This window comes from Humibacillus xanthopallidus (assembly GCF_006716675.1).
Classification (GTDB): domain Bacteria; phylum Actinomycetota; class Actinomycetes; order Actinomycetales; family Dermatophilaceae; genus Humibacillus; species Humibacillus xanthopallidus_B.
Map to the genome: position 1 here is coordinate 645,055 of NZ_VFPM01000003.1, position 21,035 is coordinate 666,089.

The window sequence follows — 21,035 nt, forward strand, 5'->3', positions numbered from 1 at the left end:
CCCGATCGAGAGAGCAGCTCGTCGGTGAGAACCCCGCTCACGGCGAGGGGCGACGAACTGCTCTCTCGATCGGGTGGTGGCGCAGGTCAGACGGTGAGCGGTCGGTCGGTGGGGGCGATCGGGCGCGGGAGCGCGCTCGACCCCGTGAGCCAGGCGTCGACTCCAGCGGCTGCGGCCCGACCCTCGGCGATGGCCCAGACGATGAGCGACTGGCCGCGACCCGCGTCGCCCGCGACGAACACTCCGGGGACCGAGCTCATGAAGGTCTTGTCGCGCTTGACGTTGCTGCGCTCGTCGAGCTCGACCCCGAGCTGCGAGACGACACCCGGGCCTTCCGGGCCGAGGAAGCCCATGGCGAAGAGGACGAGCTGCGCGGGGATCTCGCGCTCGGTACCAGGCTTGGAGCTCAGCTTGCCGTCGACGAACTCGACCTCCGTGAGGCGGAGAGCCGCGACGTTGCCCTCGTCGTCACCGACGAACTCCGTCGTGCTGACGGCGTAGATCCGCTCGCCGCCCTCCTCGTGCGCGCTCGCGACGCGGTAGAGCATCGGGTAGGTGGGCCACGGCTGCGAGGCCGGGCGCTCCTCCCCCGGCTGCGGCATGATCTCGAGGCTCGTGACCGACGCGGCACCCTGACGGTGCGCCGTGCCGATGCAGTCGGCGCCGGTGTCGCCGCCGCCGATGACGACGACGTGCTTGCCGGTGGCGAGGATCTGGTTCTCCACCTGCTCGCCGAGCGCCGCGCGGTTGCCCTGCGGGAGGTAGTCCATCGCCTGGTGGATGCCGCCGAGCTCGCGCCCGGGGACGTCGAGGTCGCGTGGCACGGTGGCGCCGAGGGCGAGCACGACGGCGTCGTAGCGGTCGCGCAGCTGGCGCCCCGTGATGTCGACGCCGACGTTCATGTTGTTGCGGAAGCGGGTGCCCTCGGCCTTCATCTGCTCGAGGCGGCGGTCGAGGACGGCCTTCTCCATCTTGAACTCGGGGATGCCATAGCGCAGCAGGCCTCCCGGCTTGTCGGCCCGCTCGAAGACGGCGACGGTGTGCCCGGCGCGCGTCAGCTGCTGGGCCGCGGCGAGGCCGGCGGGGCCCGAGCCGACGACGGCGACCGTCTTGCCCGAGAGTCGCTCCGGCGGCAGCGGCTGCACGAGGCCATCGCCCCAGGCCTGCTCGATCGTCGTCACCTCGATCTGCTTGATCGTCACGGCGGGCTGGTTGATCCCGAGCACGCAGGCGGTCTCGCACGGCGCGGGGCAGAGGCGGCCCGTGAACTCCGGGAAGTTGTTCGTCGCGTGCAGGCGCTCGATCGCATCGGACCAGTCGCCTCGCCAGGCGAGGTTGTTCCACTCCGGGATGAGGTTGCCGAGCGGGCAGCCCGAGTGGCAGAACGGGATGCCGCAGTCCATGCAGCGCCCGGCCTGCCGCTGGAGCTGGCCGAGCTGCTGCTCCTCGTAGACCTCCTTCCAGTCCCGGATGCGCACCGGGACCGGACGTCGGGCCGGGAGCTCGCGCTCGCGGACGTTGAGAAAGCCTTGCGGGTCAGCCACGGGAAGCCTCCATGATCCGGTTCCACACGTCGGCACCGTCGAGGTCGAGGCCTTCTGCCTCGGCCTGGGCCCTGACGTCGAGGACGCGCTGGTAGTCGCGCGGCAGGACAAGGGTGAAGCGCTGGCGCGCGTTCTCCCAGTCCGACAGCAGCGCGTCGGCGACGGGCGACTCGGTCCACTCGAGGTGGGAGACGAGCAGCTCGTGCAGGGTGGTCTCGTCGTCGGGTCGCAACGGCGAGAGATCGACGAGCTCGGGGTTGACGAGGTCGCGGTCGAGGTCGAGCACGTAGGCCACGCCGCCTGACATGCCGGCAGCGAAGTTGCGGCCGATCGAGCCGAGCACCACCGCCACACCGCCCGTCATGTACTCGCAGCCGTGGTCGCCGACGCCCTCGACGACCGCACGGGCACCGGAGTTGCGGACGCAGAAGCGCTCGCCGACGGTGCCGCGCAGGAAGAGCTCGCCGGTCGTCGCGCCGTAGGCGATGACGTTGCCGGCGATGACGTTCTCCTCGGCGACGAGCGTGGCCCGGCGGTCGGGACGCACGACGATGCGCCCACCGGACAAGCCCTTGCCGACGTAGTCGTTGGCGTCGCCGAAGAGCCTCATCGTGACGCCGGCCGGGAGGAACGCCCCGAAGGACTGCCCGCCCGACCCGGTCATCGTCAGCTCGATCGTGTTGTCGGCCAGGCCGTTCGGGTGGGCCTTGGTGACGTGGTGGCCGAGCATCGTGCCGACCGTGCGGTTGACGTTGCGGACGGCGATCTGCGTGCGCACGAGCTCGCCGTCCTCGATGGCGGCCAGCGACCGCGTGAGCAGCTCGTTGTCGAGGGCCTTGTCGAGGCCGTGGTCCTGGACCGCCGACTGGTGCAGGGTGCCGCCGGTCGGGTTGTCGGCCACCGCGAGGATCGGGCTGAGGTCGAGCCCCGAGGCCTTCCAGTGCGCGATGGCCTTCTCGAGGTCGAGGCTGCCGACCTGACCGACGGCCTCCTCGATGGAGCGGAAGCCCAGCGACGCGAGGTGCTCGCGCACCTCCTCGGCGATGTACTCGAAGAAGGTCTCGACGAACTCCGGCTTGCCGGAGAAGCGGGCGCGCAGCTCGGGGTTCTGCGTCGCGATGCCCACCGGACAGGTGTCGAGGTGGCACACGCGCATCATGATGCAGCCCGAGACGACGAGCGGAGCGGTCGCGAAGCCGAACTCCTCAGCGCCCAGCAGGGCCGCCACGACGACGTCGCGCCCGGTCTTGAGCTGCCCGTCGACCTGCACGACGATGCGGTCGCGCAGCCCGTTGAGCACGAGCGTCTGCTGCGCCTCCGCGAGGCCGAGCTCCCAGGGCGCACCGGCGTGCTTGAGCGAGGTGAGCGGCGAGGCACCCGTGCCGCCGTCGTGCCCGGAGATGAGCACGACGTCGGCATGCGCCTTGGAGACGCCGGCCGCCACGGTGCCGACCCCGATCTCGGAGACGAGCTTGACGTGGATGCGCGCCGCGGGGTTGGCGTTCTTGAGGTCGTGGATCAGCTGAGCGAGATCCTCGATCGAGTAGATGTCGTGGTGCGGTGGCGGTGAGATGAGCCCGACGCCCGGCGTCGAGTGGCGCGTCTTGGCGACCCACGGGTAGACCTTGTGGCCGGGCAGCTGGCCGCCCTCACCGGGCTTGGCGCCCTGGGCCATCTTGATCTGGATGTCGTCGGAGTGCGTGAGGTAGAGGCTCGTCACACCGAAGCGACCCGACGCGACCTGCTTGACAGCCGAGCGGCGCTCGGGGTCGAGCAGGCGGTCGACGTCCTCGCCGCCCTCACCGGTGTTGGAGCGGCCACCGAGATGGTTCATGGCGATGGCTAGGGTCTCGTGCGCCTCCTTGGAGATCGAGCCGTAGCTCATCGCCCCGGTGTTGAAGCGCTTGACGATCTCGCTGACCGGCTCGACCTCCTCGAGCGGCACGGGCAGCCGCCCGGTGACGCCGGTCGGCCTGAAGCCCATGAGCCCACGCAACGTCATGAGGCGCGACGTCTGGTCGTCGATGCGCCCGGTGTACTGCTTGAAGATGTCGTAGCGACGCTGGCGCGTGGAGTGCTGCAGCCGGAAGACGGTCTCGGGGTCGAAGAGGTGTGGCTCGCCCTCGCGGCGCCACTGGTACTCCCCGCCCACCTCGAGGACCCGGTGGGCCTGCTGCACGCCGTCCGGGGGGTAGGCCCGGGCGTGGCGCTCGGCCGTCTCCTGCGCGATGACGTCGAGCCCGACACCACCGAGCTGCGAGACCGTGCCGGTGAAGTAGCGGTCGACGAGCTCCTGCGACAGGCCGATGGCCTCGAAGACCTGCGCGCCGCGGTAGGACGCGACCGTCGAGATGCCCATCTTCGACATCACCTTGAGCACGCCCTTGCCGAGCGCCTTGATGAGGTTCTTGACGGCCTTGTCGGCCTCGACGCCCTCGATCTCGCCGGAGCGCACGAGGTCCTCGACGGTCTCCATCGCGAGGTAGGGGTTGACCGCCGCGGCGCCGTAGCCGATGAGCAGCGCGACGTGGTGCACCTCGCGGACGTCACCGGCCTCGACGATCATGCCGACCTGGGTGCGGGTCTTCTCGCGGATGAGGTGGTGGTGCACCGCGGCCGTCAGCAGCAGCGACGGGATGGGGGCGAGGTCGCGACCGGAGTCACGGTCGGACAGCACGACGAAGCGCGCTCCCCGGCGGATGGCCTGCGACACCTCGGCGAAGATCTCCTCGAGCCGGTCGCGCATCGCGGCCGCCCCGCCGGTCACGTCGTAGAGCCCGCGCACGACGTGGGTCGCGTAGCCGGGCAGGTCACCGTCGGCGTTGATGTGCACGATCTTGGCGAGCTCGTCGTTGTCGATGACGGGGAAGTCGAGGACGAGCTGACGCGCGTGAGCAGGCGACGCGGACAGGGCGTTGCCCTCGGGGCCGAGGAAGGTACCGAGCGAGGTGACGAGCTCCTCGCGGATCGCGTCGAGCGGCGGGTTGGTCACCTGGGCGAAGAGCTGCGTGAAGTAGTCGAAGAGCAGCCGGGGCCGCGACGAGAGCACGGCGATCGGGGTGTCGGTGCCCATCGACCCGAGCGCCTCGGCGCCGGACTTCGCCATCGGCGTGAGCAGGATGCGCAGGTCCTCGGAGGTGTAGCCGAAGGTCTGCTGGCGGCGCTGCACGGAGGCGGCCGTGTGGACGATGTGCTCGCGCTCGGGGAGGTCCTTCATCCGGATCAGCCCGGCGTGGAGCCACTCGGCGTAGGGCTTGGCCGCCGCGAGCGAGGACTTGATCTCGTCGTCGCTGACGATGCGGCCGTGCTCGGTGTCGACGAGGAACATCTTGCCGGGCTGCAGGCGACCGCGCTGGACGACGTGCTCGGGGTCGAGCTCGATGACGCCGGACTCGGAGGCGAGCACGACGAGACCGTCGTCGGTCACGGCATACCGCCCCGGGCGCAGCCCGTTGCGGTCGAGGACCGCGCCGACGAGCGTGCCGTCGGTGAAGCAGACGTTGGCGGGGCCGTCCCACGGCTCCATGAAGGTCGAGTGGAACTCGTAGAAGGCCTTGCGGGCGGGGTCCATCGTCGCGTGGTTCTCCCACGCCTCGGGGATCATCATGAGCACCGCGTGCGGCAGCGAGCGGCCACCGAGGTGGAGCAGCTCGAGCACCTCGTCGAAGCTCGCCGAGTCGGACGCGTCGGGCGTGCAGATCGGGAAGATCCGCTCGAGGTCGCCCGGGATGATGTCGGAGGTCAGCTGGCTCTCGCGGGCCCGCATCCAGTTGCGGTTGCCCTTGACGGTGTTGATCTCGCCGTTGTGCGCGATCATCCGGTAGGGGTGCGCGAGCGGCCACGACGGGAAGGTGTTGGTCGAGAAGCGAGAGTGGACGAGGGCGAGCTCGGTCGCGAAGCGCGGGTCGGACAGGTCGGGGAAGAACGGCTCGAGCTGGCCGGTCGTCAGCATGCCCTTGTAGACGATGGTGCGCGAGCTGAGCGAGGCGAAGTAGACCTCCACCTCGCGCTCGGCGCGCTTGCGCAGGCAGAAGGCGAGCCGGTCGAGCCCGAGCGCGACCTGGCGCCCCATCGAGCTGCTGACGAAGAGCTGCTCGAAGAACGGCATGCAGTCGCGGGCCACCTTGCCCACGAGGTCGGCGCCCACAGGCACCTCGCGCCAGCCGAGCACCTTGAGGTTCTCGGAGGCGGCGATCTCCTCGATGCGGGCCTTGGCGGCGGCGCGCTCGATCGGGTTCGCGGGCAGGAAGGCCATGCCCGCGGCATACGCCCCGACGTTCGGCAGCGTGAACGGCACGGTCTCGCGGAAGAACTCGTCGGGGATCTGCAGGAGGATGCCCGCCCCGTCACCGACGAGCGGGTCGGCTCCGGTCGCACCGCGGTGGTCGAGGTTGCGCAGTGCGGTGAGGGCGTGCTCGACGATGTCGTGGCCGGCGCTCCCGCGCATCGTCGCGATGAGCGCGACGCCACAGGCGTCGTGCTCGAACTCCCGGCGGTAGAGACCGGAGTTCTCCGGCTGTGCGCTGAAGAGGGTGCGGGTGTGCGGCGACATCTCCACCGTCCTTCTGACTGGGCCTCGGGACATCCCACGAAGGGCCGACGGCATGACGAATGGCATGTGGACGGCACTGGCCACAGGCGATGGTTACGACGATATCGGAGCATGCCGCCGTCCTACCTGCTGATACGACGGATTCCGGATGTTGAGACGCCGTGCTCGCCTGATGATCACGCCTGCGCGGACTCGGGCTCAGGTGCCTGGTGAGGGCTCCTGCGTGGTCGCCGCCCCGGACGCGGCGTTTGCCTCGTCCGCGGAGGCCTCGGCCGGAGGATCTTCGTCGGTGCCAGCCGTGCCGTCAGTGCCGTCAGTGCCGTCAGTGCCGTCAGTGCCAGCCGTGCCGTCGGTGCCGTCGGTGCCGTCGGTGCCGTCATGGCCCGCGGCGGCGCTCGGACCGCGCCCACCGGGCATCGAGGCGAACCGGAACCAGAGGAAGACGCCGAGGAGGAAGACGAGCAGCGAGACCCAGGTGTTGACCCGCTGGCCGAGGATGTAGTTGGCCGAGTCGCTGCGCATGTTCTCGATGACGATGCGCCCGATCGGGTAGCCCATGACGTAGGCCGCGAACACCTGGCCGGGCTTCAGCGTGAAGCGTCTGCCGATCCCGATGAGGAAGGCCGCGAGGAGCAGGCACCAGATCGCCTCGTAGAGGAAGGTCGGGTGGAAGTAGCCCTTGACGACGGGGTTGCCCGCCGCGTCGACGACGGCCCGCCCCGCGCTGGTGTCCCACTCGTAGATGCGCAGCCGCCACGGCAGGTCGGTCGGAGCGCCGTAGATCTCGTTGTTGAACCAGTTGCCGAAGCGCCCCATCGCCTGGGCGATGGCCACCCCCGGTGCGGCTGCGTCGACGAAGTCGCGGAAGGTGACGCCGTTCTTGCGACAGCCGATCCACGCGCCGACGGCGCCGAGCGCGACCGCGCCCCAGATGCCGAGGCCGCCCTCGTAGATGGCGAAGGCCTTCCACGGGTCGCCGCCCTGACCGAAGTAGGGCTGCGGCGTGGTGATGAGGTGGTAGAGCCGCCCACCGATGATGCCGAAGGGCACGGCCCACGCGGAGATGTCGATGGCGACCCCGGGGCGGTAGCCGAGCGCGGACAGCCGCCGCTGGGTGAGCCAGACCGCGACGACGATGCCGGCGAGGATGCAGAGGGCGTAGCCACGGATCGGCAGCGGCCCGAGGTGCCAGACGCCGACGGACGGCGACGGCAGCTCGGTGGCCAGCGTGGACACCGCCGTCGGTATGCCGCTGAGCAGGCTCATGCCCGCCCCCTCCGGACGCCCTCGGCGAGCTCACGGGCGAGGGCGCCGAGCGCCTCGAGGCCCTCCTGCGGGGTGGGCGCCTCGGTGAGGCACCGCACGAGCGCGGAACCGACGATGACACCGTCGGCGTAGCGGCCGACCTCGGCCGCCTGGTCGCCGGTCGAGACGCCGACACCGACGCAGACGGGCAGGTCGGTGGCGGCGCGGGTCCGGGCGACGAGGTCGGCGGCGGCCTCGCCGACGCTGGCGCGCGCCCCCGTGACTCCCATGACGGCGGTCGCGTAGACGAAGCCGCGGCAGGCGGCGGTGACCTTGGTGAGGCGCTCGGGCGTCGAGCTCGGTGCGACGAGGAAGACCTTGTCGAGGTCGTTGGCGTCGGCCGCGGCGGTCCAGTCGCCGGCCTCGTCGGGGATGAGGTCGGGCGTGATGAGGCCTGCACCCCCGGCGGCGGCGAGGTCGCCGGCGAAGCGGTCGACGCCGTAGCGCAGGACGGGGTTCCAGTACGTCATGACGAGGGCACCGGCTCCGGCGTCGGAGACCGCACGCGTCGCGGAGAAGATGTCACCGAGGTGGACGCCGGCCTCGAGCGCCCGGACCGCGGCGTCCTGGATGACGGGCCCGTCCATGACGGGGTCGCTGTAGGGGACGCCGATCTCGACGATGTCGACGCCGTTGTCGACGAGCACCTTCATCGCCTCGATCGAGCCCTCGACGCTCGGGAAGCCGACGGGGAGGTAGCCGATGAGGGCCGCCCGGCCCTCCGCCCGGCACGCCTCGAGGATGGGGCCGACGCTCACAGCTGCACCCCCGTGCCCGTGGCGCCGTCGTCGTCCGTGGCGCCGTCGGCAGCCTCGGACGTCGCGGGCAGGACGGTGCCGCCGTCCTCGTCGATGAGGCCGAACCACGCCGCGGCCGTGTGCACGTCCTTGTCGCCGCGACCCGAGAGGTTGACGAGCAGGACCGCGTCGGGGCCGAGCTCACGCCCGACCTTCATCGCCCCGGCGAGGGCGTGGGCGCTCTCGATGGCAGGCAGGATGCCCTCGGTGCGCGAGAGCAGCGAGAAGGCCTCCATCGCCTCCTCGTCGGTGACGGGGCGGTACTCGGCCCGGCCCGACTCGAGCAGGTGCGCGTGCTCCGGCCCCACGCTCGGGTAGTCGAGGCCCGCCGAGACGCTGTGCGACTCGACCGTCTGGCCGTCGACGTCCTGCATGACGTAGGTGAACGCACCGTGGAGCACGCCCGGCTGGCCGGCCGAGAAGCGCGCCGCGTGCCTGCCCGACGCCACCCCCTCGCCGCCGGCCTCGAAGCCGATGAGGCGCACGGAGCGGTCGTCGATGAAGCGGTGGAAGATGCCGATCGCGTTGGAGCCGCCGCCGACGCAGGCGAGCACGGCGTCCGGCAGCCGGCCCACGAGGTCGAGCACCTGCTGGCGGGCCTCGACGCCGATGACCCGGTGGAAGTCGCGGACCATCTCGGGGAAGGGGTGCGGTCCGGTGACGGTGCCGAGCACGTAGTGGGTCGTCGCGACGTTGGCCACCCAGTCGCGGAAGGCCTCGTTGACGGCGTCCTTGAGCGTCTTGCTGCCGTTGTCGACCGGCACGACGGTGGCGCCGAGCAGCCGCATGCGGGCGACGTTGAGGGCCTGGCGCTCGGTGTCCTTGCGGCCCATGTAGACGACGCACTCGAGCCCGAGGAGGGCAGCCGCGGTGGCGGTCGCGACGCCGTGCTGGCCGGCGCCCGTCTCGGCGATGACGCGGGTCTTGCCCATGCGCTTGGTGAGCAGCGCCTGGCCGAGCACGTTGTTGATCTTGTGCGAGCCGGTGTGGTTGAGGTCCTCGCGCTTGAGGATGACCCGGGCGCCGCCGCAGTGCTCGGCGAAGCGGGGCACCTCGGTGATGATGCTGGGCCGGCCCGTGTAGGTGCGCTGGAGCCGCTCGAGCTCGCCGACGAACTCCGGGTCGACGACGGCCTTGCGCCACACCTCCTCGAGCTGCTCGAGGGCAGGGATCAGCGCCTCGGGGACGTAGCGTCCCCCGAAACCGCCGAAGCGGCCGTATGCCGGCACGCCGGATGAGGTGGTCGATGGCTGGGTCATGCTCACTCCTGGGTGGCGCCGCTGCGCACGGCAGCAGCGGCCTCGATGAAGGCCTGCACGGTGCGCTCCGGGGCACCGTCACGCACGAGGGCCTCGCCGACGAGCACGGCACCGGCCCCGGCACGCACGTACGTCGCGACGTCGTGGGGTCCGGTCACGCCGCTCTCGGCCACCCCGACGACGCCCTCGGGCACGCGGGGCAGCAGGTCGGTGACCGTGCGGGGGTCGACCTCGAGGGTCTTGAGGTTGCGGGCGTTGACGCCCACGAGGACAGGGTCGAGGGCCAGCGCGCGCTCGAGCTCTGCGGCGTCGTGCACCTCGACGAGGGCGGTCATGCCGAGCTCGCGCGCCTGGTCGTGCAGGTCGCGCATGAGGGCGTCGTCGAGGGCCGCCACGATGAGCAGGATGAGGTCGGCGCCGTGTGCCCGGGCCTCGGTCACCTGGTAGGCCTCGACCATGAAGTCCTTGCGCAGCAAGGGAGTGGGCACGGCGGCGCGCACCTCGTCGAGGTCGGCCAGGCTGCCGTTGAACCGGCGCTGCTCGGTGAGGACGCTGATCGCACTCGCTCCCCCGGCGGCATACGCCCGGGCGAGCCGACCGGGCTCGGGGATGTCGGCGAGCGCGCCCTTGCTGGGGCTCGCTCGCTTGACCTCGGCGATCACGGCCACCCCGGGCGCGGAGCGGATGCCCGGCATCGGGTCGAGGGCGGGCGCCACCGACGCGAGACGCGCCTCGAGCTCGGCCCCGGAGGTCACGGCGCGACGGCGCTCGAGATCCTCGCGGACGCCCTCGATGATCCCGTCGAGAACCGTCGGCACCGATCTCAGCTCTTGCCGAGGGTCTCGGCGCCCGACTCGTCGGGGGCGTCGACGAGCGACCCGGCCTGGGCGTGGTGGCCCTTGCTGCCGTAGCCCGCCATCGACAGCACCTTGCCCGCGCCCGCACCGGCGATGATGAGGGCCGCGCCGATGATGCCGAGCAGGAGGCTGGGCAGCAGGACGGCGACAGCGGCGACGGCAGAGCCGAGCAGGATGATGCCGACCCCGGTCCACGCGGCGGTGCTGTGTCCGTGGTCCTCGTGCTCGTCTTCCATGTCGCCCTCTCTCGTCGCGCAGGGGGCCCGACCGTGGGCCCCGACCGTCGCCATTGTGTCAGGTCTGTTCGGGCGAGTCGCGCAGGGTGGGGTCGCCGCCGTCCGACAGCTCGTCCCACGCGCTGCGCACCTGGCCGCGAGGCCCGCTCTCGGGGCGGGAGCCCCGCTCGTAGCGCGACGACAAGCCCGCCCAGGAGCGGCTCGACAGGGCTGCGGCGACAGCCCCGGCGAGGAGCGCGACGCTGACGACGGCACCGGCCCAGCCCCAGAAGGTCGTCGCGCCGGTGGCGTCCGGTGCGGTCGTGCGGGCCAGCTCCTTGGCGACGGCAGCCGACACGGCGTCGACCGGCCGGAGCACGACGAGCAGCGTCAGTGCCGCGGCTCCGGCCGCTGCGAGCACGAGCACGACAGCCGAGACGGCACGGATGATGCGGCCACCGGTCATGAGGCCGAGCAGCGCGACGACGGTGACGACGACGAGGCCCACGACACCCGGCGCGGCCGCTCCCCCCGTCACCTCGGTCGTGCCGGCACTCAGCACGTCGCGTGACTCGCCGACCGCCCACGGGCGCGTCGTCAGCAGGAGCGCGAGGGCGGCCGGCACGAGGACGGCGAGGGCGGCATACCGCTTGGAGAGCGTCACCGACCACGCTCCTGCGTCACGGGCCGGAGCCCGGCGGCCGCGGCGACGGCGCGCAGGGCGGCTGCCGCCTTGTGGACCGTCTCCTCGAACTCGAGGTGCGGCACGGAGTCCGCGACGATGCCCGCCCCCGCCTGCACGTGGGCGAGGCCGTCCTTGATGAGGGCGGTGCGGATCGCGATGGCCATGTCGAGGTCGCCGGCGAAGTCGAGGTAGCCGACGACCCCGCCGTAGAGGCCGCGCCGCACTCCCTCGTAGCCGTCGATGAGGGCCATCGCGCGCGGCTTCGGCGCCCCGCTCAGGGTGCCGGCGGGGAACGTCGCGACGAGCGCGTCGTAGGCGCTGCGGTCGTAGCGGAGGTCGCCCACGACCGTCGACTCGATGTGCATGATGTGGCTGTAGCGACGCACCGACATGAAGTCGACGGTGTCGACGGTGCCGGCGCGGCAGATGCGCTGGAGGTCGTTGCGGGCCAGGTCGACGAGCATGAGGTGCTCGGCCCGCTCCTTCGCATCGCCCAGCAGCTCCTCGGCGAGGTGGGCGTCGTGGTCGGGGCTCTTGCCGCGCGGACGCGAGCCCGCGATGGGGTGGGTGATCGCCTGGCGACCGGTCACCTTGATGAGCGCCTCGGGGCTCGACCCGACGACGTCGTAGGCCGAGCCGTCGGGGTGCGGCAGGCGCAGGAGGTACATGTACGGACTCGGGTTGCTCACCCGCAGGGTGCGGTAGACGTCGAGCGAGTCGGCCTCGCACGGCACGGTGAAGCGCTGCGAGACGACGATCTGGAAGGCCTCGCCGGCCCGGATCGCCTCCTTGGCCTCCTCGACCATCGCCTCGAACTGCTCCTGCGTGTGAGTGCTGCGCGGCTCGCTCGCGATGGGCTCGATCGTCGCCACCGTGCTCGGGGCCGGCTCGGCGAGCTCGGCCGTCATCCGGTCGAGGCGCGCGACGGCATCGGCCCAGGCGTCCTCGATGCGCTCGTCGGTCGCGTCGTGGTTCACGGCGTTTGCGACGAGCAGGAGGGAGCCGTCGCTGTGGTCGAAGACGGCGAGGTCGGTCGCGAGCATCATCGCGAGCTCCGGCAGGTCGAGCTCGTCGCGACCCTCGTCGGGCACCCGCTCCCACCGCCGCACCGCGTCGTAGGTGATGGCCCCGACCATGCCCCCGGTGAGCGGCGGCAGCCCGGGGATGCGATCGGTGGCGAGCTCGGCGACCGTGCGACGCAGGGTCTCGGTCGGGTCACCCGAGGTGGGCACACCGACGGGCGGGGCACCGATCCAGTGCGTCTCGCCGTCGTGCTCGGTCAGCGTGGCGGCGCAGCGCGCCCCGACGATGGAGTAGCGCGACCACACGCCGCCGTGCTCGGCCGACTCGAGCAGGAACGTGCCGGCCGCGTTGCGGGCGAGCTTGCGGTAGACCCCGACCGGGGTCTCGCTGTCGGCGAGGAGGCGCCGCACGACGGGGATGACCCGACGGTGCTCGAGCGCGAGCTCCGTGAAGACCTGCAGGCTCGGCCACGTCTGTCCCCACGCGAGGTCTGCGTGTGGTGCGGGCGCAGGGGCGAGGGAGGTGGTCGAGTCGGGCACCCGGCCATTCTGGCCCACCAGCCCGTATGCCGTGTCGCCGCCTCCACCGGTCGGTCTTGCCGGCGGGTGGTCAGGTGGCGGGGGTGGCCGGGTCGGGCTCGCCGACGGTCGCGGGCAGCACCCGCGCGTCGAAGCAGGTCCGGTCGCCGGTGTGGCACGCCGCACCGACCTGGTCGACGGAGACGAGGAGTGCGTCGCCGTCGCAGTCGAGGCGCACGCCCTTGACCCACTGGACGTGGCCGCTCGTGTCGCCCTTGCGCCAGTACTCCTGGCGGCTGCGCGACCAGAACGTCACCCGGCCCTCGGTGAGGGTGCGGCGCACGGCCTCGTCGTCCATCCACCCGACCATGAGCACGTCGCCCGAGTCGTGCTGCTGGACGACCGCGGCGACGAGGCCGTGCGCGTCGCGCTTGAGCAGGGCGGCGATGTCGGGGCTGAGGGTCGGGTTGTCGGTCACCCGGACATTCTGCCGTCTCCCCGCCCTGCGATCGACAGAGCGGGGTGGGGGTCAGACGGCCTGCTGCTGCGCCACCCACGAGTCGTGCAGCTTGGAGTAGACGCCACCGAGCCGGACGAGCTCGGCGTGCGGGCCGCGCTCGACGATGCGGCCGGCGTCGACGACGATCACCTCGTCGGCGGCCTGCGCCGTCGAGAGGCGGTGGGCGATCGCGATCGACGTGCGGCCGCGGGTCAGCGAGTCGAGTGCGCGCTGGAGGCGGACCTCCGTGCCCGGGTCGACGGCCGACGTCGCCTCGTCGAGGACGAGCAGGTCGGGGTCGGCGAGGTAGGCCCGGGCGAGGGCCACGAGCTGCCGCTCCCCCGCCGACAACGACTCGCCGCGCTGGCCGACCTCGGTCTGGAGCCCGAGCGGCATCGAGGCGACCCACGGGTCGAGCCCGAGCTCGGCGAGCGTGTGCTCGACCTCCTCCTGGCTCGCCTCGGGCCGGCCGAAGCGGATGTTGTCGAGCAGCGTGCCGTCGAAGAGGAAGCCCTCCTGGGGCACGAGCACGACGCGCTGGCGCAGCGACGAGAAGCGGATCGTGTCGAGGTCGGTGCCGTCGAGGAGGACTCGCCCGGAGGTGGGGTCCATGAGCCTGGTCAGCAGCTTGGCGAGCGTCGACTTGCCCGAGCCGGTCTCACCGACGATCGCGACCCGGCTGCGCGGGGCGATCGTGAGGTCGATGTCGTGCAGCACCTGGGCGCCGCCGGGATACGAGAAGCTCACACCGCTGAACTGCACCGTGATCGGGCCCCGCGGCAGCTCGACGCCGTCGTCAGCGGGGTCGGAGACATCGGCCGGGGTGTCGATGATGCCGATGACGCGGCGCCAGCCGGCAACGGCGTTCTGCATCTCGTTGAGGATCTCGGTCGCCTGCTGCACCGGCATCGTGAAGAGGTTGACGAGGAAGAGGAAGGCGAGCAGCTCGCCCAGCGTCAGCCGGCCGTCCACCGCCAGGACCGTGCCGACGACGAGCACCACTGCTGTCGTGAGCCCCGACACGAGCTGTCCCGAGGTGAAGGCGACGACCGAGCGCGCTTGCGCGCCGATGGCTGCCTTGCGGTGCGCCTCGACCGAGGCGTCGATGCGCGCGGCCGTGCGGTCCTCGACGCCGTAGGCACGGATGGCCTGGGCGCCGACGACGGCCTCCGAGATCGCGCCGAGCATGTCGCCGACACGCTCGCGCACCTTCGTGTAGGCGCGCCCGACGATGCCCTGGAACTTGCGGATGATGATGAAGAGCGGCACGAAGCAGAGCCACACGACGAGGGCGAGCGGCGGGCTGTAGACCACCATGAGCACCGTCGCGAGCGTGATCTGCGCGATGTTGATCATGAGCATGAGCCCGCCGAACTGCACGAACATCGAGATCGTGTCGACGTCGGACGTCACGCGCGACACGAGTGAGCCCCGGCGCTCGGTGTTCTGGGTCAGCATCGCGAGGTCGTGGATGTGGCGGAACGCCTTGAGCCGCAAGGTCGACAGGCCGTTCTCGGACGCGCGGAAGAGCCGCACGTTGACGAAGTAGGCCGAGACGGCGGTGACGACGACGCCGACGAGCGCGACGCCGATGTAGACGGCCACGACCTCGGCGTCCGGGCCGCCCTCGGCGAGGATGCCCTGGTCGGTGATCCGCTGCACGACGAAGGGGACGAGGACGCGTCCGAGGGTCGAGAGGACCGCGAGGCACACCGTCACCCAGATGCCTCTGCTCAGCTCGGGCGACAGGTGAAGCCCGCGCCGCAGGGTGTCACCGGTCGACATCTCCTTGCCCGTCGCGACACCGTGGTGCTCGACGAGGGCCTGGGACCGCATGCTCATCGCGACACCTCCTCGACCTGCTGCTCGCGCCGGGGGTCGCGATCGGTGTAGTCGTCGTCGAAGTCCGCCCCGATGTCGTCGTCCTCGGCAGCGAGCGCTGCCCGCTCGGCCGCTTCGCGGGCGTATGCCGTCACGAGGCGTTCGTAGCCGGCGCACCGGCTGAGCAGCTGGGCATGGGTGCCGTGGTCGAGGACGCGGCCATCCTCGAGGTAGACGACTTCGTCGGCGAGCAGGATGGTGGCCATCCGGTAGGCGACGACGAGCACGGTCGTGCCGGAGCTCGCCTCGCGCAGGCGGGAGAGGATGGCCTGCTCGACGCTCGGGTCGACCGCCGACGTCGCGTCGTCGAGGATGAGCAGCTGCGGCTCGCGGATGATCGCGCGGGCGAGCGCGATGCGTTGGCGCTGGCCTCCGGAGAGGCTCGCGCCGCGTTCGCCGACGTGGGTGTCGAGCGCCTCGGGGAGCCGGTCGACGAAGCCGGCGCCCTGCGCGACGTTGAGCGCGCGCCACACGGCCTCGTCGTCGTGCGGGGCGCCGAGGGTCACGTTGCCGCGCACGGTGTCATCGAACATGAAGGTCTGCTGCGCCACGAGGGCGGCGACCTCGCTGACGCCGCCCCGACGCACCTCGCGCAGGTCGATGCCGTCGACGAGCACCGCACCGGTGTCGGGGTCGACGAGGCGCATCACGATGGTGGCCAGCGTCGACTTGCCGCTGCCCGTGGGCCCGACGACGGCGACGGTCGCCCCTGGTGCCACGTCCAGCGTCACGTCGACGAGTGCCGGGTTGTGGTCGATCTCGCCGGACTCGCTCTCGACCTCGTAGGCGTAGGCGACGCGCTCGGCCTGCAGGCGGCTCGATCGCCCATGGGGCAGGTCACGATCGCCGTAGGTCATGCTGCCCTCGGCGTCGAGCACGGCCGACACCCGCTTCCAGCCGACGACGGAGCGGGGGAGCTCGGCGAGCACCCACCCGAGAGCCCGCACGGGGAAGGCGAGGATGGAGAAGAGGTAGGCGATCTGCACGACCTGGGCGGCCGTGAGATAGCCGCTGCTGACCCGCAGCGTGCCGACGAAGAGGACCGCGAGCGTGCCGATCGTCGGGATCGCCTCGATCGCCGGGTCGAACCGGCCGCGGGTGCGGCCGACATCGATGTTGGCGTCGCGCAGGGCGTGCGTCACCTCGCGGAAGCGCTCGGCCTCGTGGTCCTCGCGACCGAGCGACTTGACGATGAGCGCCGCCTCGAAGCTCTCGTGCGCCACCTCGGAGACGTCGGCACGCAGCTGCTGGGCCAGCGTGACCTTCGGTGACATGGCGCGCTGGAAGGCGACGTTGGCAAGGAAGAGGAGCGGGAAGACCGTGAGCCCCACGACGGCCAGCCACGGGTCGATGATCACCATCTGCACGATGCCGAAGACGAGCATGACGATGACGCCGAGCGCCATGGGCAGCGGGGCGAAGATGTTCCACGTCGCCTCGACGTCGGCGTTCGCGTTGGAGAGCAGCTGGCCCGACGGGTGCTTGTGGTGCCAGGAGAGCGGCAGCCGGAGGTACTGGCGCGTCACCTGGCGGCGGTACATCGCGCCGAGGTTGAACATCGCGACACCGCCGGCCAGACGTCGGCCGATGACGCCGGTGACCGTGACGAGCACGACGAGGGCGAGCACGCCGCCGATGGTCCAGAGCTGCTGCGGCGTGACGGTGCCGGCGGCGATCGCCGGGGCGATCTCGTGCTCGACGACCCACCCGATGGTCCACGCGGTCATGACGGTCATGACGCCGTAGATGACGCTGCCGAGGACCGCGAGCGCGAACCACCGCGGCTGCCCCTTGATGCCACGGGCGATGACGGACAGGCCTTCGCGCAGGGTCGAGGACGGCAAGTCGTTCACGTGTGGGGCTCCCGGTGGTCGCGTGTCAGGGTGGTGGGGCAGGCGGTCGGGGCGCGTCGGTGGCCCCGCTTGCACGACTTCTGAGCCTCTCACGCCCCACCGACAGTCGCCTCATCGGTGACTACCCAGTAGCGCCGCACGCCGTCGCGCACGTCCTCGAGGAAGCCTCCGCGCTGCCGGACGGCGCGCTCGATGGTGCGGGACGACGCGACGTTCTCGACGTCGCACGTGATGAGCGCAAGGTCGATGCCGCGTCGGTGCGCGAGGTCGAGGGCGAGCGCGAGGGCGCTGCTCGCGACGCCGCGTCCGCGGTCGCCCGGCCCCACGGCATACCCGATGTGGCCGCCCTCGGCGAGCAGCGAGGGGGTGAGGGAGTGCCGGACCGCGATCGTGCCGACGACCCTCCCGTCGTCCAGCACCCAGCGGTAGGAGCAGGCCACCCTCCCCTCCGGCAGCGGCTCGTCCGAGCGCTCCATGCCCGCGAGCCAGTCGACCCACTCGGCGAAGACCTCCGGGTCGCGCAGCCGGTCGCCGTCGCCGGGCCGCAGGCCCGATCCGTGGATCGTCGCACCGTCGAACGCCTCGACGAGCGCCCACCACGAGGCGGCGAGGTCGACGGACGGGCGCACGAGCTCGATCACTCCACGACCCTAGGCAGGTGCCCCGGCGACGGGCCACCGAGTTCCTCGCCGCTGCGGCTGCGAGGATGGGGCCATGACCCGCCACGCCCTGTCCGAACGCCTCCTGCTCTGCGACGAGCTGCTCCGCGTCGGCCCCGACGCCCCCACGAAGTGCGAGGGCTGGGACACGCGTGACCTCGCGGCCCACCTCGTCATCCGCGAGGGGCGCCCGGATCTCGCGGTCGGCATCATCCTGCCGTTCCTGCACGGCAGGCTCGAGCGTGAGCGCGCGCGCATGGCTGCCGGCGACTACGGAGCGCTCGTCGAGCGGGTGCGCGCCGGCGCGCCCGTCTGGAACCCCATGCACTTCGAGAAGGTCGACGAGGTCGCCAACCTCGTCGAGTTCTTCATCCACCACGAGGACGTGCGCCGCGCGCAGCCCGGCTGGGAGCCGCGCGACCTCGCGCCCAACCTCCAGCACGCGCTCTGGGTCTCCCTCCGCCGCAGCTCGCGCCTGATGTTCCGCAAGTCGCCGACCGGCATCGTGCTCGTCGCGCCCGGCCACGGCCGGCACTCCGCCAAGCTGCCCGACGACCACGGCACCGTCGTCGTGCGCGGCACGCCGGCCGAGCTCGTGCTCTACGCCTACGGCCGCAAGGACGTCGCGCGGGTGGAGCTCTCGGGCGACGCCGACGACATCGCGGCCCTCCAGCAGGCAGAGCTCGGCCTCGGCTGACCGCCGCACCCCGAGGTGGTATGCCGGCGTGTCAGCGCACGACGACCCCGGCCGCGCGCAGTGCGTCCTTGACCTGGCCGACGGTGAGCTCGCCGAAGTGGAAGACGCTCGCCGCGAGCACGGCGTCGGCACCGGCCTCGACGGCCGGGGCGAAGTGCTCCACCCGCCCGGCGCCGCCGCTGGCGATGACCGGCACCGACACGGCCGCGCGCACCCGGCGGATGAGCTCGAGGTCGAAGCCGTCCTTGGTGCCGTCGGCGTCCATCGAGTTGAGCAGGATCTCGCCGGCGCCGAGGTCGGCGGCCCGGGCGCACCACTCGATCGCGTCGAGGTCGACCGGCGTACGCCCGCCGTGGGTGGTCATGACGAAGTCGTCCGTCGGCCTGCCGTCGTCGCCCAGGCGGCGCCGCACGTCGGCCGACAGGACGAGCACCTGCGCGCCGAAGCGCTCGGCGATCTCGGCGATGAGCTCGGGGCGGGCAATGGCGGCGGTGTTGACCCCGACCTTGTCGGCGCCTGCACGCAGGAGACGGTCGACGTCGTCGACCGTGCGCACTCCCCCGCCGACGGTGAGCGGGATGAAGACCTGCTCGGCCGTGCGCCGCACGACGTCGTAGGTCGTCTCACGGTTGCCGCTGCTCGCGGTGACGTCGAGGAAGGTCAGCTCGTCGACGCCCTGTGCGTCGTAGACCTTGGCGAGCTCGACGGGGTCGCCGGCGTCACGGAGGTTCTCGAAGTTGACGCCCTTGACGACACGCCCGGCGTCGACGTCGAGACAGGCGATGACGCGCGTGGCAACCGGCATGGACCAAATCTAGGGCAGCGGCCGGGAGCAGCCGCACGGGTAGGGTCGCCGCCATGTGGCACCAGCTCACCGACCCCGCTCGCCGGTCCGACGTGGAGGCGGTCGTAGCGCTGGCTGCCGTGGCCGAGCCTCGTTGTGGCGCAACGGTGGTCGTCGCGATCGACGGGCCGAGCGGCTCCGGCAAGACGACCCTCGCCAAGGGCGTCGCCGACGCCCTCCAGGCTCTCGGCACCGTCGAGGTGGTGCACATGGACCTCATCTTCCCGGGCTGGGACGGGCTCGCCGAGGCGCCCGGGCTGCTCACCACGCAGGTGCTGGAGCCGATCGCGCACGGGCGCCCGGCGGCATACCGGCTGTGGAGCTGGGTGCGTGACGAGTGGCAGGGCACGCGGGCCGTGGAGCCGTCGCGCTTCCTCGTCGTCGAGGGCTGCGGGTGCAGCGTCGAGCCCGCCGGGGCGTATGCGGCCGTGCGGGTCTTCGTCGAGGCCGACCGAGCGCTGCGCATGGAGCGCGGCATCGCCCGTGACGGGGAGGCCTACCGGCCCAACTGGCAGCGCTGGGCCGCGCAGGAGGCGCAGCTCTACGCCGCCGACGGCACGAGGGAGCGTGCCGACCTCGTCGTCGACACCTCTAGTCTCTGAAGGGTGTCCCGACCCGCCCCGTCCCACGAAGAGCGGTCCGAGGCGACGGCGACCGCGCCGCGTCTGCGGCCCCTGCCTCCGGTCTGGGTCATGGCCCTCGCGCTGCTCGCGGTCGCGGCCAATCTCCGCACGGCCATCACGAGCGTGCCCCCACTGCTCGACGTGATCTCGGCCGACCTCGGTCTCAGCCACGCCGCCGCCGGTGCCCTGACGATGCTTCCGGTGCTCTGCATGGGCGTCTTCGCGCCGGTCGCGAGCGTCGTCGCCCACCGTCTCGGCGCCGTTGCCGCGGTGCTCGGCGCGATCCTCGCCATCCTCGCCGGCACGGCGAGCCGGTTCGCCGCGGACTCGTGGCCGATCCTCTACCTCGGCACGGCGCTCGCCGGCATCGGCATCGCCCTCGCCGGCACGCTGCTTCCCCGCCTCGTCAAGACCTTCTTCCCGCCGGAGCGGGCCGGGCTCATCACGGGCCTCTACATGCTCGCGATGATGGGCGGCGCGGCCCTCAGCTCGGCCCTGTCGGTGCCGCTGGCCGACCGGCTCGGCTCGTGGCAGGCCTCGCTCGGCTCGTGGTCGGTGCTCGCGCTCGTGGGTGCCCTCGCCTGGGCGCCCTTCACGCGTCGGGCCAACCCCCACCACACCCCGGGCGAAGCCGGACGGGGTCGGCTGCCGTGGCGCCACCCCACCGCGTGGCTCGTCGCCGCCTACCTCGCCCTGCAGTCCTGGGCCTTCTACTCGTCCGTGACGTGGCTGGCGCCCACGTACGTCGAGCAGGGCTGGCCACCGGCGTCGGCGGGCTACCTCGCCGCCGTCTTCAGCGGCACGCAGATCGTCTCAGGGCTGCTCGGCCCCGTGCTCAGCGACCGCACTGCCGACCTGCGCCGGCTGCTGCTGCCGGTCGCCGCGCTGGGCACGCTCGGGTGCATCGGCATCTGGCTCGCACCCCTCGCGGCTCCGTGGCTGTGGGCCGCGGTGGTCGGGCTCGGGCAGGGCGCGGCGTTCTCGCTCGGTCTCGTGCTTCTCGTGCGGTATTCCGCGACGCCCGAGGCGAGCGGTCGCCTCACCGGTATGGCGTTCTTCGCCTCCTACAGCATCGCCTCGATCGGGCCCGTGGCGATGGGACTCGTCCGTGACGTCACCGGCGGCCTCAGCCTCGTCTGGGCCGTGCTCGCCGCCGTCGGCATCCTGCAGGCACTCGTCGCCCTGCGCCTGCGACCGGGCCTGCGCCGCATCGAGTAGGGCGCG

General features: G+C 71.9%; 17 protein-coding genes. 3 read left to right on the plus strand and 14 right to left on the minus strand.

Features of this window, described 5'->3' with window-relative positions; all coding sequences use genetic code 11:
• Positions 1-86: 86 nt before the first annotated feature.
• The 13 genes from FBY41_RS18035 to FBY41_RS18095 all read right to left on the minus strand — a co-directional run bounded on the left by FBY41_RS18035 (position 87) and on the right by FBY41_RS18095 (position 17,629).
• Positions 87-1,544: a glutamate synthase subunit beta gene (locus FBY41_RS18035; RefSeq protein WP_141845636.1), complete on the minus strand. Its 1,458-nt coding sequence runs from the start codon at positions 1,542-1,544 to the stop codon at positions 87-89.
• Positions 1,537-6,096, minus strand: coding sequence for a glutamate synthase large subunit (gltB, locus tag FBY41_RS18040; protein WP_141845637.1), 4,560 nt, complete (start codon positions 6,094-6,096; stop codon positions 1,537-1,539). The genes FBY41_RS18035 and gltB overlap by 8 nt, the downstream gene beginning before the upstream one ends.
• Positions 6,097-6,294: 198 nt before the next feature.
• Complete coding sequence (gene lgt, locus FBY41_RS18045; protein WP_260439881.1) at positions 6,295-7,362, minus strand: prolipoprotein diacylglyceryl transferase; 1,068 nt, start codon at positions 7,360-7,362, stop codon at positions 6,295-6,297.
• Entirely contained in the window at positions 7,359-8,159 is an 801-nt protein-coding gene (gene trpA / locus FBY41_RS18050) for a tryptophan synthase subunit alpha (protein ID WP_141845638.1), read from the minus strand. Before trpA ends, lgt begins: the two co-directional genes overlap by 4 nt.
• A complete protein-coding gene (gene trpB / locus FBY41_RS18055) occupies positions 8,156-9,457 on the minus strand; it encodes a tryptophan synthase subunit beta (protein WP_141845639.1) in 1,302 nt (433 codons plus the stop codon). The genes trpA and trpB overlap by 4 nt, the downstream gene beginning before the upstream one ends.
• 2 nt (positions 9,458-9,459) lie before the next feature.
• Positions 9,460-10,275 carry an indole-3-glycerol phosphate synthase TrpC gene (trpC, locus tag FBY41_RS18060; RefSeq protein WP_141845640.1) on the minus strand — a complete coding sequence of 272 codons (816 nt, stop codon included), beginning with the start codon at positions 10,273-10,275 and terminating at the stop codon, positions 9,460-9,462.
• A 5-nt stretch (positions 10,276-10,280) separates the two neighbouring features.
• Complete coding sequence (locus FBY41_RS18065) at positions 10,281-10,550, minus strand: HGxxPAAW family protein (protein ID WP_141845641.1); 270 nt, start codon at positions 10,548-10,550, stop codon at positions 10,281-10,283.
• 58 nt (positions 10,551-10,608) lie between these two features.
• Positions 10,609-11,193, minus strand: coding sequence for a Trp biosynthesis-associated membrane protein (locus tag FBY41_RS18070; RefSeq protein WP_141845642.1), 585 nt, complete (start codon positions 11,191-11,193; stop codon positions 10,609-10,611).
• Positions 11,190-12,776 carry an anthranilate synthase component I gene (locus FBY41_RS18075; RefSeq protein ID WP_141845643.1) on the minus strand — a complete coding sequence of 529 codons (1,587 nt, stop codon included), beginning with the start codon at positions 12,774-12,776 and terminating at the stop codon, positions 11,190-11,192. The genes FBY41_RS18070 and FBY41_RS18075 overlap by 4 nt, the downstream gene beginning before the upstream one ends.
• A 70-nt stretch (positions 12,777-12,846) precedes the next feature.
• The gene (gene hisI / locus FBY41_RS18080; RefSeq protein ID WP_141845644.1) at positions 12,847-13,233 is read right to left on the minus strand and encodes a phosphoribosyl-AMP cyclohydrolase; all 387 of its coding nucleotides are present in this window, start codon (positions 13,231-13,233) and stop codon (positions 12,847-12,849) included.
• 51 nt (positions 13,234-13,284) lie between these two features.
• The gene (locus FBY41_RS18085) at positions 13,285-15,096 is read right to left on the minus strand and encodes an ABC transporter ATP-binding protein (protein WP_141845645.1); all 1,812 of its coding nucleotides are present in this window, start codon (positions 15,094-15,096) and stop codon (positions 13,285-13,287) included.
• Complete coding sequence (locus FBY41_RS18090) at positions 15,093-16,988, minus strand: ABC transporter ATP-binding protein (RefSeq protein WP_141845646.1); 1,896 nt, start codon at positions 16,986-16,988, stop codon at positions 15,093-15,095. Before FBY41_RS18090 ends, FBY41_RS18085 begins: the two co-directional genes overlap by 4 nt.
• Before the next feature lie 89 nt (positions 16,989-17,077).
• Positions 17,078-17,629, minus strand: a complete 552-nt coding sequence (locus FBY41_RS18095) for a GNAT family N-acetyltransferase (RefSeq protein WP_141845647.1) — start codon at positions 17,627-17,629, stop codon at positions 17,078-17,080.
• A gap of 73 nt (positions 17,630-17,702) precedes the next feature.
• On the opposite strand from FBY41_RS18095, the gene FBY41_RS18100 reads away from it, so the two are divergent.
• Positions 17,703-18,344, plus strand: a complete 642-nt coding sequence (locus FBY41_RS18100; protein WP_141845648.1) for a TIGR03085 family metal-binding protein — start codon at positions 17,703-17,705, stop codon at positions 18,342-18,344.
• Positions 18,345-18,375: 31 nt separating this feature from the next.
• Here the strand turns inward: FBY41_RS18100 and hisF are convergent, their stop codons facing one another.
• Positions 18,376-19,149: an imidazole glycerol phosphate synthase subunit HisF gene (gene hisF, locus FBY41_RS18105; RefSeq protein ID WP_141845649.1), complete on the minus strand. Its 774-nt coding sequence runs from the start codon at positions 19,147-19,149 to the stop codon at positions 18,376-18,378.
• Positions 19,150-19,202: 53 nt separating this feature from the next.
• Between hisF and FBY41_RS18110 the strand changes: the two genes are divergently transcribed.
• Both FBY41_RS18110 and FBY41_RS18115 read left to right on the plus strand, forming a co-directional pair.
• A complete protein-coding gene (locus FBY41_RS18110) occupies positions 19,203-19,790 on the plus strand; it encodes a uridine kinase family protein (RefSeq protein ID WP_141845650.1) in 588 nt (195 codons plus the stop codon).
• 3 nt (positions 19,791-19,793) lie between these two features.
• Entirely contained in the window at positions 19,794-21,029 is a 1,236-nt protein-coding gene (locus FBY41_RS18115) for an MFS transporter (protein ID WP_260439882.1), read from the plus strand.
• Positions 21,030-21,035: the final 6 nt, after the last annotated feature.

Coding starts and splice junctions, on each gene's coding strand:
- FBY41_RS18085 (WP_141845645.1), bottom strand. CDS start 15,096: ATGAGCATGCGGTCCCAGGCCCTCGTCGAGCACCACGGTGTCGCGACG.
- gltB (WP_141845637.1), bottom strand. CDS start 6,096: ATGTCGCCGCACACCCGCACCCTCTTCAGCGCACAGCCGGAGAACTCC.
- FBY41_RS18065 (WP_141845641.1), bottom strand. CDS start 10,550: ATGGAAGACGAGCACGAGGACCACGGACACAGCACCGCCGCGTGGACC.
- FBY41_RS18110 (WP_141845650.1), top strand. CDS start 19,203: ATGTGGCACCAGCTCACCGACCCCGCTCGCCGGTCCGACGTGGAGGCG.
- lgt (WP_260439881.1), bottom strand. CDS start 7,362: ATGAGCCTGCTCAGCGGCATACCGACGGCGGTGTCCACGCTGGCCACC.
- trpB (WP_141845639.1), bottom strand. CDS start 9,457: ATGACCCAGCCATCGACCACCTCATCCGGCGTGCCGGCATACGGCCGC.
- FBY41_RS18100 (WP_141845648.1), top strand. CDS start 17,703: ATGACCCGCCACGCCCTGTCCGAACGCCTCCTGCTCTGCGACGAGCTG.
- hisF (WP_141845649.1), bottom strand. CDS start 19,149: ATGCCGGTTGCCACGCGCGTCATCGCCTGTCTCGACGTCGACGCCGGG.